16 protein-coding genes are annotated in these 14,314 nt (G+C 60.5%); all 16 read right to left on the reverse strand.

Annotated elements, in window-relative coordinates:
- Positions 1 to 46 precede the first annotated feature (46 nt).
- Entirely contained in the window at positions 47 to 1,543 is a 1,497-nt protein-coding gene (locus OC71_RS18820; protein WP_041072261.1) for a phage tail sheath subtilisin-like domain-containing protein, read from the reverse strand.
- Complete coding sequence (locus OC71_RS18825; RefSeq protein ID WP_041072263.1) at positions 1,543 to 1,725, reverse strand: DUF2635 domain-containing protein; 183 nt, start codon at positions 1,723 to 1,725, stop codon at positions 1,543 to 1,545. Before OC71_RS18825 ends, OC71_RS18820 begins: the two co-directional genes overlap by 1 nt.
- Positions 1,722 to 2,306 (reverse strand): hypothetical protein, encoded by a 585-nt coding sequence (locus OC71_RS18830; protein WP_041072265.1) that lies wholly within the window; start codon positions 2,304 to 2,306, stop codon positions 1,722 to 1,724. The genes OC71_RS18825 and OC71_RS18830 overlap by 4 nt, the downstream gene beginning before the upstream one ends.
- 172 nt (positions 2,307 to 2,478) lie before the next feature.
- Complete coding sequence (locus tag OC71_RS18835; protein ID WP_041072267.1) at positions 2,479 to 3,507, reverse strand: phage-like tail protein; 1,029 nt, start codon at positions 3,505 to 3,507, stop codon at positions 2,479 to 2,481.
- A gap of 9 nt (positions 3,508 to 3,516) precedes the next feature.
- Positions 3,517 to 3,729: a tail protein X gene (locus tag OC71_RS18840; RefSeq protein ID WP_041072269.1), complete on the reverse strand. Its 213-nt coding sequence runs from the start codon at positions 3,727 to 3,729 to the stop codon at positions 3,517 to 3,519.
- Positions 3,722 to 4,105 (reverse strand): phage tail protein, encoded by a 384-nt coding sequence (locus OC71_RS18845; RefSeq protein ID WP_041072271.1) that lies wholly within the window; start codon positions 4,103 to 4,105, stop codon positions 3,722 to 3,724. The genes OC71_RS18840 and OC71_RS18845 overlap by 8 nt, the downstream gene beginning before the upstream one ends.
- Positions 4,105 to 6,231 carry a phage tail tape measure protein gene (locus tag OC71_RS18850; RefSeq protein ID WP_041072273.1) on the reverse strand — a complete coding sequence of 709 codons (2,127 nt, stop codon included), beginning with the start codon at positions 6,229 to 6,231 and terminating at the stop codon, positions 4,105 to 4,107. The genes OC71_RS18845 and OC71_RS18850 overlap by 1 nt, the downstream gene beginning before the upstream one ends.
- A 128-nt stretch (positions 6,232 to 6,359) precedes the next feature.
- On the reverse strand, positions 6,360 to 6,941 hold the full coding sequence (locus OC71_RS18855) for a phage tail assembly protein (RefSeq protein ID WP_041072275.1): 582 nt from the start codon (positions 6,939 to 6,941) through the stop codon (positions 6,360 to 6,362).
- Between the two features lie 151 nt (positions 6,942 to 7,092).
- Complete coding sequence (locus OC71_RS18860) at positions 7,093 to 7,599, reverse strand: phage major tail tube protein (protein ID WP_007908799.1); 507 nt, start codon at positions 7,597 to 7,599, stop codon at positions 7,093 to 7,095.
- Positions 7,599 to 8,765 (reverse strand): tail protein, encoded by a 1,167-nt coding sequence (locus OC71_RS18865; RefSeq protein WP_041072277.1) that lies wholly within the window; start codon positions 8,763 to 8,765, stop codon positions 7,599 to 7,601. Before OC71_RS18865 ends, OC71_RS18860 begins: the two co-directional genes overlap by 1 nt.
- 2 nt (positions 8,766 to 8,767) lie before the next feature.
- Positions 8,768 to 8,953 (reverse strand): hypothetical protein, encoded by a 186-nt coding sequence (locus tag OC71_RS18870; RefSeq protein ID WP_041072279.1) that lies wholly within the window; start codon positions 8,951 to 8,953, stop codon positions 8,768 to 8,770.
- A 102-nt stretch (positions 8,954 to 9,055) separates the two neighbouring features.
- The gene (locus OC71_RS18875) at positions 9,056 to 9,565 is read right to left on the reverse strand and encodes a DUF4376 domain-containing protein (protein ID WP_041072281.1); all 510 of its coding nucleotides are present in this window, start codon (positions 9,563 to 9,565) and stop codon (positions 9,056 to 9,058) included.
- 10 nt (positions 9,566 to 9,575) lie between these two features.
- On the reverse strand, positions 9,576 to 12,353 hold the full coding sequence (locus OC71_RS18880) for a phage tail protein (RefSeq protein ID WP_041072283.1): 2,778 nt from the start codon (positions 12,351 to 12,353) through the stop codon (positions 9,576 to 9,578).
- Positions 12,354 to 12,989: a phage tail protein I gene (locus OC71_RS18885; RefSeq protein ID WP_041072285.1), complete on the reverse strand. Its 636-nt coding sequence runs from the start codon at positions 12,987 to 12,989 to the stop codon at positions 12,354 to 12,356. It lies immediately after the preceding gene.
- Entirely contained in the window at positions 12,986 to 13,981 is a 996-nt protein-coding gene (locus OC71_RS18890; RefSeq protein ID WP_041072287.1) for a baseplate J/gp47 family protein, read from the reverse strand. Before OC71_RS18890 ends, OC71_RS18885 begins: the two co-directional genes overlap by 4 nt.
- Positions 13,978 to 14,310, reverse strand: coding sequence for a phage baseplate protein (locus OC71_RS18895; RefSeq protein WP_003222189.1), 333 nt, complete (start codon positions 14,308 to 14,310; stop codon positions 13,978 to 13,980). Before OC71_RS18895 ends, OC71_RS18890 begins: the two co-directional genes overlap by 4 nt.
- Between the last annotated feature and the right edge of the window lie 4 nt (positions 14,311 to 14,314).

A 14,314-nucleotide genomic window follows, 5' to 3' on the forward strand; every position in this document is an offset into this window, starting at 1 on the left:
AAAAGCCCACCGAGGTGGGCTGAATGCTTACGGCCAAACGCGGCGATCAGGCCGCGTCGTCGTATTGCAGACGGAATTGGTTGAGCAGTGCGAACACGCGCAGACCGTTGATGTAATCCGGCGGGAACAGCACGTTCACGCGGCTCGGGTCCTGCACGTCGCGCTCGACGATCAGGTGCTCGGCGAACAGCTCGGCGTTCTCCACGTGGCCTTCCAGTTCCAGCTTGGCGTACTGCGCGATCAACTCGCCGCGAATGGTCGCCGGAGTGACGATCGGCTGGCCGGCGCCGAAACGGGTGCCGTCGGAAGCCAGTTTGTGCCGGCCGTATTTGCTGGTGATCACGCTTTGCAGACGACGCACGATGAACGCCGACTGGTGCATGGTTTCGCTGTCCAGGTAGGAGTTGTCGGCCTGGCCGTAAGCGTTTTTCTGGTAGGTGGTGATCGAACGCTGGATGCGCACGTAACCGCCTTCGTAGTACGCAGTGGCGATGCCGTAGTTGAGCAGCGACTGACGCTCGGTCAGGGTGAAACGCTCGCTGGCCGGCGCCGGATCAACGCCCGGCAGGCTGCCGCTTTGCGTCGGACGGCTGGCATCGGCGGAAATGAACACTGCGGTGCGCGCAGCCAGTGCTGCCGCTTGTACCCAGAATGGTTGCGGTACGCCCGGTTCCAGCGCCTGAATGGTCATGTGCTGGTCGTTGCGTGCCTGGCCAGCAGCAACCAGGGTGCCGACGGTGCCGCGCTTGGCGCTGTAGACGTGACCGAACAGTTGCTTGGCCCAGGACCAGCGACCGGTGCTGTCATCCATCACCGCTTGCCAGGTGTTGAGGGTCGACAGATCCGACCACGGCAGAGCGATAAATTCGAACGGCTCGTCGCCCAGTGCAGCCACGGCTGCGACCTGGTCCGGCACACCGGCGCCACCGGTCATGGCGGTGATCGCGGTGGTCAGGCCGGCCGGGGTTTCTTCGCCGTTGCTCTTGCCCAGGCGATTGAACTGCAGGCTGATGTCGTTACCGCTGTCGCCGGTCCATTTGGCGGTCAGAGTGACCACGCCTTCAGCAGCCGCAGCGCTGACTGGCAGATCGGCGGTGGCGTTGATTTTCTGTGCCAGTGCGGTAGCCGCTTGAGCAGCGGTGGCACCGTTGACCACGGTGGCCTGCACCCGCACACCAGCGACGTACAGGTTGAGCACGCCAGCCTGAGTGGCGGTGCCGGTCAGGGTCAGCACGCCTTTGGCGATGGCGCCTTCGGTGTTGTGCAGCGGCAGGCACCAGATCTCGCCGATCGGGTCGGCCTTGCGGAAGGTCTCGTACATCGAGGCGAGCATCGAGCCCTGACCGCCGATGCTTTTTGCCAGCGCGACGCTGGAGACCAGCACCAGTTTGCCGACTTCGGTCGGGGCGATGTTGTCGTTGACCTGAGCGACGATCAGACGGCGCATGGCCGAAGTCGCGCTATTGGCGGCCGAGTTGTCCATTTCTGCATAGAACAGCGGTACACGAATGTCCGCGGGGATGTTGCTGAATCCGATCGCCATTATTTGGCTCCCTGTGGTTTAGCCGCTTTTGCGGTTTTGAGTGTGATATCGCCGTCGGCCAGACGCCGGCGCCACCAGGCGCTGTCCAGCACTTCACGGCCTTCCTTGGGCAGCAGATCGCCCGCTTCCGGGTCAGGCACGGCACGGCCAGCGGCCGGCAGTACGGTGATGCGATTGCTCATGGGGTTACGTCTCCAGAGAAAGTCAGTTCCACGCGCCCGTCAGGGCCCGGGTGTTTCAGATTGGGGTCGGCCGGGTTGATCGCATCGACCCGCACGGTGACCCCGGTAAAGGACGACAAACCGTCCAGTTCACGTTCGTGCCAACTCTCCGCAGGCTGACTGGGCAGATTGCGGCCGAGCTGGAACTCGGCAAAAAAGCGCAGCCGATAGAAGGCGCGGCTGCTGTTGATCGAGACCATCTCGCCGCCGTCGTAGACGATGGCGCTGTAGTCATTGCCCGGTTTGAATCCCACCAGCGCGCGCCACAGTTCGGCGCGCAGGTCGTGCAACAGATCCAGCGCTTTTGTAGCGTCCGTGGCATCAAGCGCCAGGACGATGTCGAAGCGGTCGCGGATCGGTTGGGCGGTGAGGTTTTGTGCGGTGCTGTTACTGGCGAGATCGGCCAGTGGCAGCACATGGGCCGAGGGTGTCGGCAGATCGGCATTGCCTTGCAGCAACGCCAGATCGACACCCACCGCAATGTGGTTGGCAAGGCTTGGGCATTGCCCACGCAACTGCGTGAGGATCGGGGTGATCTTCATGGTGGTGTTCCAGAGTTGAATGAAAAGCGGTCTGCAGAACACTGCAAAACCTGTGGGAGCTGGCTTGCCAGCGATGGCGGTGGATCAGCCGGCGTCTCTTTTGAATGGGCTGGCCTCTTCGCGGGCAAGCCCGCTCCCACAGGGATCTTCATCGCAGTGACAAAGCGGGGAATCAGTCCTTGGCTTCAGCCTTGGGATCAAGGCCGCTGGCATCGATCACACAGCGATAGCTGTTCTCGCGATTGCCACTGGCGGTGACTTTTTCGATCGACCAGCGCCCACGCATGAAGTCCGGCCAGGTCTCATCGAGCAGCACCAGCCCTTCGGCCGCCAGCAGTGGATTGCCGGGACAAGTGATTTTCACCTTGTACTTCTGCCGGAGCATCTTGCGCACTTCGCCTTCGCCAACGGCAATCGCATCGGCTTCGCTGGGTTGCTTCTGGCGGATGATCTTGAACGGCGCAAGCCCCGTTTCGACCCACTGCAACAAACCTGTGGCAGCCTCCACGAAACAGGTCTTGCAACCCTTGGTTTGCTCGCGGGCGGACTCCTCCAGCGTGGCGCTGATGAATGCGTGATCGCCGGGACGGTTGTTGCTGGTCACCGACAAGGTCACGTCCGCCAGCACCTGGCCCGACAACGATTTGGTCTGACCGGGACGGGCCAGCACGTACACGTCGTTGTAGGGTTTGGTCACCGCGTTGTACTTTTTCGCCAGGCGCGTCAGAAAGCTCATGTCGGTTTCGTTGGACTGGTCGACGTGCTCGATCCTGATCATCGCCACCTCGGGCGCGACGCGCGGTGAAAAGCCATGGCTCGACACCAGTTTGCGAAACAGCGCACCCAATGTAGTCGGGCCATGACTGGCCGTGCGACGTTGCTTGAAGCCCGTCTCATCCTCCTTGCTGAAGGGTGCCGCCGTGGCCACCAGCGTCAGGCGAAACGGGAACAGCGTCGGCGTCAGGCGCGTCACTTTGAACTGGCCCTTGTCGACCATTCCCGACTCCAGATAACCGACCTCAAGGCCGATTTTTCCACCCAGATTCGGCAGCCCTTCGAGGCCTTCAAGATCAATCGTCAAGGTCAACTGATCGGACTCGAAACCGGCAGCGTCGATGTGCTCCCAACTGATCAGGCGCTGATTGAGCAGATCCGCGTTTGCGCCGTAAATCTTAACGACCGGCGTAAAACCCAGTGTCATGCAACCTCCTTAATCCCAGGCCGTGAGCGGTTTGATCGTGGCCGGTTTCGAGTCGAGTTCCGGCAACGTGACCCAGACGCCCGCAGGCAGGATCGGGCCGTGTTCGGCCAGGGTCGGGTTGAGTGTCCACAGCGCTTCTTCAGCAACGTCATCACTGCGCCCGGTTTCGCGGTAGAGCAGCAGATTCACCGAATCACCGGCCACGCTTCGGACTTTACGCATTGTTGAACTCCGTTAACCCGACCACCCACTTGATCACCATCGCGGTGCCGTCATCGATGACCTCGCTCTGGTTTTCGTCGATGCTGTTGATCCGCCACAAGCCCCAGTTGCGGCCGATGCCGTCAATCAACGGCAGCGGCACACGCAATGCCTGAAGTGCGCGCAATTCATCGAGTCGATCCATGGCCACGGCATACATCGAGGTGCCGCTGATGGTCAGCGATTCGGCTTTCTGCCCGGTCTGACTGGACTTGGGTTTGCTGGTCAGGATCTGAATTTCGCTCCAGCCACCGTCGGACTTTCGCGACAGCGTGCTGTAGGCGAAGTTGCGCGACAGGCCGAAGATGAAACTGCCCAGCGCCATTTGTTGTTTCATCAGGCGACTCCATCGGTGAGGGCTGCGTCACGGCGGGTGGCGAGGCTGTTGGTGTTCATCAGTGGAATGAATTCGTTGTTGAATTGGGATCTCAGGTGAAAGTCGACCAACTGACCGATCTTTTCCGCGCTGCCCGGGTCGCTGCAATACACCTGAACGGTGGGCGCATAAGGGGCTGGCACCGTGGGCGCCTGGGCGCTGCCCAACGCCTGACTGACCTGAGCCGGTGCTGCGAGTTTGTCCGGTGGGGTACTGCCGAGTTTTTCGCCCAGAAGGGAACCGCCCTCACTGCCCAGCCAACCGCCAAGCAATCCACCGAGAAGGCCACCTATGGCCATGCCGGGTGGGCCACCCACGGCTCCGAGTGACGCGCCGAAAGCAGAGCCTGCAAGAGCGCCGGCCATTCCACCGCCCGCTGCGCCGACGCTTTTAGCTATCTGGGTTTCGTCACCGCTGGCCACCCCGGCCGCCAGGCCTGTGAGGGCAGCGACGGTTTTTACAGGCCAGGGCATTGTGCGCGACAGAGGGCGCATGGCAGCAGCGGTCGACTCCAGAAGCGGGGCCCGCACCCGCGAAGTTTGCTCGAGGATCTTCAAACCACTGCCAGCAGCGGCGGCCCCCGCTGTGCCGGTGGCGGCGCCGGTGAAAACGGACAGGCCCTTATCCACGACTTTCTTGCCAACCCGTTCTTTGATATCGCTGCCAATGGCATCGAGCGCTTGATCGAACAACGGTTTGAGAAACGCGCTCACCGTCAACACCACGCCAGCAGTTTTCGGATAGGCTTCAGTCAGTTCACTGAGCTTGTCGACCCCGGCAGAGGCCAGCGAATCGCTGGAGGGTGCCAACGCGTTGCCTTTGGCGACGGCCAATCGTTCGCTACGGGCATTCAGAATATTCAGCTGTCCTTGCTGAGTACCGGAAAGCGTCAGGGCAGCCTGTTTTATCGACCCCTTCTCGCCCAGCTCCGACGTCGCGTATCGCTGCTTGTCCTTGACCTGCCAGAACGTCTCATTAACCTCACCGAGGTTTTGCGAGAGCTTCTGCGCAGCATCACCGCCATCGGAGAACAACGTCCTGGCCAGCACTGCGCGTTGTTCTGGCGGTCTGGCGTTCAATGCGGCCAACACTGTCAGCAACGCACCTTGCGCATTGTCCTTGTTCGGATCACGCATCGCCGCAGACACGGCCTTGGGATCGAGCCCCAGTTGTTTCCACGCCCCCTGTTCGGCAACAGAGACCTGGTCTCCCTTGCTCAAGGCTGTGGAAATGCTCTTCAACGCGACGCTTGCTTCACCTTCTTTCGTTCCGGTGTTCAGCAAGGCTGCCGACAGCGCTGCGGCTTGCTCGGGTTGCAACCCCGCAGCAATCGCCGCGTCGCCGGAACGCTGCAACACCGAGCCGATGTCTGCCGCGTTTACATCTCCGGGCATTTTGCCCAAGTGGTGAGCCGCATCTGCCAGATCGATGGCCTGATCACGGGTCAGTTTCATCGAGGTACGCCAGGCCGCCATCATCTCGGCGACTTGTAGCGCAGGCACCTTGAATGCTGACGCGGTGAGCGCAGCGTCATCGGCGAACTTCAGCAGTTCGAACTGCTTGTCCGAGGCATTGGACAAGTCGATGCCAATCCCCGCCTTGGCACCCAACGCCGCGGCATTGAGCAATTCAACCCCGGTGGTTCCTCCGGCAGCCACCAACGGGGCGCTGGCCATGATCAGGCTTGCCTGAGCCATTTCCTTGCCCTGAACCGGAGTCAGTCGAGCGACTTCGCTCAGGTTCGCAGCGGCTGTGTCCATCGCGACAGCGGCTTTGAGCAGTTCGGGAGGGACGGCGCCGGCTACCTTGTCTGCAGCCTTCTGCGCGGAAGATCCGCCGTCGCCATTGACCGCGCTCTTCGACAAAGAACGTTGGGTCGCCAAGGTGAGGATCAGCGAATCGATGGCTGCAGTCAGCGAAACGATTCGGTCACTTGCCGTACTCAACGCATGCCTCAGGTCGGCGACCTTATCCCGATCCAGGCCTGCTGTAGTCGTGCTCGTTGCTGCAGTGGTCAAGCCGATATTGCGGCTCGCGGAACCCGTGCTCTCACCGGCGTTCATGAGCGCATTTTTACTCTCTGCCATGCCGCTCTACTCCTGTTTCACGCCAAGGCGAGTGATCGCTATGTCGTAGCGGCGCAACGCCTTTTCGGCGTCCCATTCCAGAATCTCCGCCTCACTTACCGGGTAAATGAGCGGGACGATATCGAGGATTACTTCGATGTCGCGTTCCGAAAGTAGGCCGCCGGCTGGTTTAAAAAATCGTCGATGCGCACCTGCAATTGCGTCCAGTCAGGGACGCTCATGTGGGCCAGATCGGGGATCATCAGCCCGGTGCAATGGGCAGTGATGAACTCGGCGCGTTCCTTGGCCGTTTTCAGTTTCTTCATCACTTTGGTCGCGCGCAGTGCGGGCATTTCCAGCGACAGCGAGGTCACGGTGCGGCCAGTCACGGCGAGCGGTTGCAGCAGTTGCACTTCGTCAGGGTCGGCGGACTTTTCTGCATCCTCGACCTGCTCCAGAAAGTACGACGCCGGACGGGTCGACATCTCGTGCACGTACTGGGCGATGCTCACGTAGTCCGGGCGTTTGAGCTGGTCGAGTTCCTTGACCGACAGGCCGGTGGCGAGCCGCGCCAGTTCGAAGAACTGATCGTCTTCATCATCGCCAGCGCGCTCCAGCGCTTCTTTTTGCGCGGCGTAGAACAGTGGCTTGAGCTGGATCTGCTCGATCTGCGCGCCGTCGTCGCCGGTGATCGGCGACAGCAGGTCATGCTGGGGTGGCATCCACGACATGTATGAATTCCTTGGTGATTCTTTTAGATCCACTGTGGGAGCGAGCTTGCTCGCGAAAGCGGCCTGACATTCAGCATTGATGGCCACTGACCTGGCGCCTTCGCGAGCAAGCTCGCTCCCACAGGGTTTTATGATTGCCTGTAAGCCGGGGTTACGGCATCAGCACCGCACGACGCGCATCACCGAGGATGTCGACGCCGTTGAGCACGAACTTCTGGGTGCGCACGTCGATGTCGATCACCGGAATGCCGTTTTCCAGGCGGTTGTAGGTGCGGCAGGAGAAGTCCAGCGTCGTCAGGGCTTTGCCGCCCATTTTGATCGCGTCTTCACCCATGGTTTTGAGCTTGCCGCCGATGGTGTGATAGGTGAACCAGGTGTTGCCGTCCTGATCCTGACCGGCTTCACGCACATTCAGCAGGATGTCGTCGCCCAGTTTCACGCCCATTGCCAGCAACACTTCAGCACCGGTGCCTTGCAGCTTGATCTGAGCGTTCAGCGGCTTGGCGCTCTTGGCCATTTCCTCAACGATGAAGCGCCCGCCCGTCATGTTTTCCATGTCGAAGTCGATCTTCGGCGGAGTGAACTCCTCAACGGTCGCCGACAACGGCAGGCCTTGCAGGGTGGCCGCGATGGCCTGTCTTACGCGGTTGGTAAACATTAGAGAACGTCCTCCAGGAACTGCTCGATGATTTCATCGCGGGCGTTGAGTTGATAAACCATGTGTTCGTTCGGCGCGTAGCGGCCGTAGTCGATGACCACGTACCAGGTGCCGTTCTTGTACTTCTCGACGCTGTTGAGTTCCGGGTGCAGATAGACGCTGCCGCCAGGAATGGTTTCGTCGGCGACCAGGGTCTGCAGCCAGTCGTTGATGCGCTTGACCTCCTGATCCATGAACGACTTGGTCAGGTTCTTCGCCATGGCTTTCTGGCCGGCCTTGACCAGCTTGCGGCTGATCGCATCTTCAAGGCCGACGTAGCTGATGAACTTGCCGGTGATCGAGCGGTTACCCAGCAGCGAGAAGCCGCCGAGCACGGTGCGGGCGTAGTAGCTGACGCCGTAGCGGTTGAGCAGATCGCCTTCGGTGGAGGTGTCGAGGATGTTGTATTCAACGACTCGGGACACGTCCTCGGCGTAGGTCACCTGGTTGCCCGGGCTTTCCCACTGCTTGACCTTCGCCAGTGCGGCAATCGCCAGGCTGGACGGTGCGAGGAAGACGTTTTTCTTCGCCGCTTTCGAGTACACCGCCGGCATGTTGTGTACCACCAGGCAACGGTCGAAACCGAGGTCGGCGCCGCCCAGTTCCTGGCTGTAAGTCACTTGATCAGCGACCGAGGCGTCCTTGCCGTCCAGCACCACACGGGCCTTGATGCGCTTGCCGAACGAGGCGAACTCGCTGGCTACCGCTTTGGTGCCGGTGAAGCCCGGCGCGCCGATGATGGTCAGGTCTTCCGGGACACTGCCCAGCGCCGCCAGACCGAGCTTGCGGCCGGTGGCTGGCTCGACACCGCCGATCACTGCGTTGACGGTGTCGGCCGGGCTCGCGCCCGCCTCGACGATCACTACGTAGACCGGCACCTTGACCACTTTGAGGATCTGGTAAACCGCGTGGTACAGGGTGCCCTCTTCGGCACCGGTCGGATCGAGCAGCGCGTGAGTGGTGAAGCTGTTGATGCGGAACGGTGCGTTGCGCGGAATCAGCGGATCGGCTTTCGGCGCGGTGCCGACCAGACCGATGACGTTGTCACCCAGGCCACCCATGGCCTCGGGGGATTCGGTGGCATTGACGGTAATGCCGTTGTGCTCGAAGTTCAGAACCTCAGCCATGGTTAGTCAGCCTTCTTGGCAGCGGCCTTTTTGGCCTGGGTGGATTGGGTTTTCAGTTCCAGTCGACCGGCGCTGTGCAACGCACTGGCCTCGACGTCGAGCAGATCCAGGTCTTGACCGACGCTCGACCAGTGCCCACCGCCGGTGGGGAATGGGACGAGCACGGTGTAGGTTTGGCGGGTTGCCATTTTTCGTTTCTCCATAAACGGGAAAGCCCCTCGTGGGGAGGGGCTGGCGGGTGTTGATTTGTTTTAAGCGGACAAGAAAACGCCCCGGGGTGCAGGGGCGTTTTACTGAAGGTTTGGGACTCGCGTTTCAGGCAAGGAATCTGGCCAGCCCTCGGTCAGCATTTCGTTGCCGAACGTTCCTGCTCGAGCAGACTCGGACAGCGCTTTTTCCCGATCAAAACAGGCCTGAACATGAGACCGTACAGCCTGTGCAATTTGCAGGATCTGTTGAGCTGTCAAATCGACAAACCCGGCAACAGACTTGTAGCTGCAACGATATTCAGGATCGAGCATCGCGGAAACCGCCATTCCAGCAATCAGCGATTGACTGTCACGGGATGAATCGATAATCAAACCGGCGACCACGATACCCGAACCTTCTCGGCGAAATCGCTCCTGCGCAATCAGGTCCAATTGGCGCTTCAAGACCAGCTCGCCGTTCGCAAAACCAAATGAGTTTTCCAGTTCCTGAAGGGTGGGTTCATGGTCGAAGAGTACTTCACCGTCAGCCAATGGCCAGTCCGAGGCGACACATCGAAAGGTCGTCCCCACATTTGAGTAGGCTCTCAACATAGATGACTCCTTAAAAAGTGTATTGGGAGATGTGGACATCGTTTGCACGAGAGACCGACGCATAGAGACGGTAATAGATCGTCTGTGGAGTCGCCATGACCAGGTCCGAGAACGGACTTAGAACACCCAGTCCGACGATTCCACCAATGCCGCATGCTTTCATACCTACTTCGGTAACATCCGGAGAAAGCCCCAGAGAGCCACCGCCCGGAAAATCAGCGCTACCAATGTAATGAATGTAGCCACCGACGGTTTTTGCATTCTTCGGAACAACAGAGGCCAGCGAGATCGGTGTCGGCGACATCGACATGCCGTTTTCCAGCACTACCGTCCGAGCAATGGAAATTGAACGCTGATGTTGAATGCCGGGGTTCATCAATCGACTGGCACCGGTTTGCCACACGCTGACCAGCGCACTGGCGCTATAACCGGCGGGCATATTCGTGCCCGCATAAATTTCAGGAGCGGTACTCAATGTCGCATTGACGCCCAGCAGCTTCGCAACCTTCAACTCGGGGTTGTAGATGACGTAAATCCCGACACTGCCGCTTGCTGGAGCGATACCGGTGTCCATGCCACCTGCACCGACGGTTGTCAGATCGAGCGATAGATTGAGATTCGACAACTTGTACTGCGCGCCCCCCGGTTGCTCGACAATCAGTTGATCAGCAGTAACCGTTGCAACGGAAGCCGCGACAGGCAGCGATACTCTCAGATTACGCATGGCGCCTACTTCCGCACCATTTAGGCGAGCCAGTCTGACTTCAGTAGCTAGAGAGGCAATGTCGATGCTTCCCTGATTGACCGGCGCGTTCCAGGCTTTGATGCACCACATGACGGCGAGGTTGCGCGGGCGCACGGTTTTCCAGTACGAGCCTGTATTGAGGACAGTGACACCGGTGGACGTGTAGTAAATATCGCCTTTGAAATCAGGTGCCGGATCGGCATCAATCGCGTCGGAGTTTCCAATGCCTTGAACGGCTGGCGCCTCGACGTTGTCACCCTGGATCTTCGTACCGGCCTGGTAACTGCCTACGTTTCGCCCGGCGTCGACTCCACGCCCATGATCCCAGCCGCGCAAAAATTCACCACGTGATTCCGGCAAGCGGAAATTACCTACTCCCTCATTGCCTTTGTTGTAAGTGGTACCGAGAAAAGCCGCCAGATCCGGATAAGTCGCAATGCTCTGCACGCTACCATCCAGCTCCAGATAACCTGGCGCGACGATCCCGGTCGGGAATGCCAGAACCGCCCCCACCGGAACAGCGGATTTGAGCCGTTCGACTTCCTTGGCCAGCGCGGCTACATCGATGGTTCCCTGATTGACCGGGGCGTTCCAGGCTTTGATGCACCACATGACAGAGATGTTGCGCGGGCGAGTTTCATTTCCCCCTGCATTGACAGTAGTTGTGGGCGACGTCAGGTTGTTTGAATCAGGCCCTGAAGTTGCCAGATACCCACCCGTAGCGGGAGGTGTTACGACACCGTTAACAACTCCAGCGCCCGTACCCCCAAAAGGGTCAATGTTTGCAGCTACGCTGTCAAAGTACCGGTGACTGTGACTTTTATAATCATCAGCCTGAACGCTACCGACTTGACGTCCCAGGTCGACTCCCCGTCCATGATCCCAACCACGCAAAAACTCCCCACGCGCTTCCGGCAAACGGAAATTCCCGACACCCTCATCACCCTTATTGAACTTGCCGCCCAGATAAGCGCTCAAGTCCGGGTAAGTCGCACTGCTCTTGACGCTGTTATCCAGCTCCAGAAAACCCGGCGGCGGTGCATCCACCGGGAACGCGACAATCGAACCCACCGGCAATGCCGATGCCTTGGCAATCAACGCCTCGACTTCAGCCTTGGTGTAGGAATCCTTGATGCCAAAACCGGCCAACGTTTCAGGATTGGCCCCAGCCGTAGCGCGACCATATTCATCAACCGTCAGACTTTTGTAAGTCCCGGCAGCAATCCCGGTGCGCCCCGCCAGCATCTTGAAATTCAATGCAGTAGTGCCAAGGGTGATCGGCGCATTGGTCGTCAGGTACCACAGCGAATCACCGTTGGTCGTACCCTCTTCCACCATGACCGTCAGGCCCGGCGTGACCTTGGCGCTGGTATTGGCATCCGCCGCCCGCACCCAGTCGCCATTGGCGACGATCCACAGGCCGTTGTCCTTGGCCAGGGTCTGGTTCGCCAGCAAAACGCGGTCACCGGCAATCACGGCCACGCCGTCGATCTGTTGCGCACCGTTCAGCACGATGTTGGTAGAGGCCGCGACGCGCACCGATTGCTTGCCATCGAGTTTGCCGAGTTCTTCAGCGAGGTAACTCATGACCCAGGCACGCGTGGCCTTGACGACGGTGTCATCGATCAGCAGCGTTACCAACGACGCATTGCTGGTCTCGAAAATCGAGCGAATGTAGAACTCTTTACCCGACCCCGACGTCGCCAGCACCGGCTTGAACGACTCCGGGTATTTGACGATGGCGTAGAGAATCCCGGTATCGGTCCACAGCCCCGCTTCTCGCACGTACCAACCGCCAACGTCCGGCGGAATGGTCACTTCGGCGAGCAGCCAGCTCGGGTTCTTCTCGTCCTGGAACAGGGCGTTGAGCGGCCCGCGCCAGACTTCGCGTTTCAGCGCGGTGGCGGTCGCGGCCGGGTTGTAGACCGCGCCGCCGCCGTCGCCGACGGAAATCTGCGTCAGCTTGATCGGCACGCCCGCGGCCTTGCACGCCGTTTCGTAGGCAATCCCTGCGTTGGTGAGCAGGGTGTAATAGTCAGCCATTCAGGCCCCCTGAGGATAAATAGTGGATGTTTCGACGGTGTACATCGCGGCGGCCATGAACGCCTCGCCAGAGGTTTCGAGCCCTTCGATGAACACCGGATAAACCGTCGTCAGCTCACCGCAAAAGGTCGCGGCGGCGATGGAGTGACTGCCGAACGCGCTCAAGCCAACTGTTACCGAGAGAATGTCCCGTTCGCTCTTGGCATCGGCAAGGCGTCGGTCGAGACGGGCGTCGATTTCTGCGCTGTAGGGTTGCTCGCTGAAGGCCCGCACGGAGAAGCTGTAAGGCACGCCGGGCGGCGTCTGTTCGTACCAAGCGCGTACTTCGGGGCGTAGTTGCAAACCCTTGGCCGCGTTTTCCAACGCCTTGCGAGTACCGGCCTGGCGCGCGGTGGGCCAGGCCAGTTCGACGGTCAGGCGCTTTTCCGCTTCCGGTGCGCTGGTGCTCCATTCGGCGACACCGCGATCCGCTGCCAGATACGGCAGGAATGCGACCGGTGTTTCGCTCGGATTCATCAGTTCGGGGAACGGCGGCGCGATGCGATCCAGCAGTGCGCCGAAGCCCAGATCCAGTCCACGTTCGAGTGGAGAGCTGTTGGCCGGCAGCAACGTCGGGCTATGCGTTGGCTCACTCATAGCGTCAGCACCTCGACTTCGACCGCCGTGCAGTACGGCGCCTCGAAGGCGCTGGTGATGATCGGCTCAAGCGGTTCAAGAATCTGCAGTTGCACGGCGCCAGCGCTGTGCAACGTGTAGTCGATCCAGCTCGGATCGACCCGCCCTTCCAGGCGATGACAACTGTCGGCGTAGGCCTGCAATTGCTGTTGTGCGGCAACTTTGGTCAGGCCCGAGTCGGGGCCGGAATTGATCTTCGCCACCACGCGAATCTTGTAGCGGTGAATGTCGGCAGCCTTGACCGTGACGAGGTCGGTTTCCGGTCGCACATCAGGGCGGGCGAAGTGTTGACGCACGCCTTCCAGCAACGCTGCAGACGGAGTGCCATCGCCGTCGCGGGACAACACTGTGACCTGCACCTCACCCGGCGCCGTGCGGCGACCGTTGCCGTCCTTGACCTGTGCGGCGAGGCCGTCCGGGTTGAAGGTGTAGGTGACGTTCACCACACCGCCATCGCTGGATTCGACCTTCACCGTTGGCCGTTCACCGAGGGTGAATACCTCGCGGCGATACTGCATTCGCGAACCCGCAGCCGGGGCATGCGGCGCCAGGTAATAGCGCAGCCGGGCGTCGTCATCACTTTCATAAATCGGCGGTACCGGCGGGAAGGCTGCCGGGTCGCCCGCGTCGAGCAACTGCCTTTCAAGGCCCATGTCCGCCAGCCGTGCATCGAGGTTGCTGCCAGTGGCCCACCACGCCAGCATCTGCTTGATGCGGGCGTTGTATTTGCGTTCGTGGGTTTGCAGTCGTACGCAGAAAGCCTCAAGCGCCAGGGTCAGCAATTCGCTCTCGTTTTCCAGGCTGGTCTTGAGTTTCGCCGCGCTGTCCGGCGCTCGGGCGCCGACGTACTCGACGACGAAGGTCTTGAACTCGGCGAGCAGGTCTTCGAAGGCGTCGACGGTGATCAGCGCCGGTTCGGCCAATTGATTCTGGCCGGGGATCAACATGCTCATGTCACGACCTCGAATGTCTGTTGACGGTTTTTCCAGGTGCCGGCGAAGCGCAGCAGCAGGCCCGCGCCCTGGCGGCTGGCGACGATCACGCTCGGCTGAAAATCGCTGATCCCGTTCTGCGCGTTGTAGAACGCCTGAGCCGCGTGGCTCTGGGCCAGAAGCAGAACGTCGTCACCGAGGTTCTGCCCCAGCAGCGTCGGGATCAGCGAGCCATAAAGGGGCCTTTTTTGCCGGGTGCCCAGCGGCGTGGTCAGGGCCCGGGTCGCGCGCTGCACAAACTGCAGCCAGTCGTCGACCGTGGCCCCGGAGTCTCTATCGATTCCGATCATGGGA

Origin of the sequence: Pseudomonas sp. W15Feb9B (assembly GCF_000828175.1) — a bacterium.
Lineage (GTDB): Bacteria > Pseudomonadota > Gammaproteobacteria > Pseudomonadales > Pseudomonadaceae > Aquipseudomonas > Aquipseudomonas parakoreensis.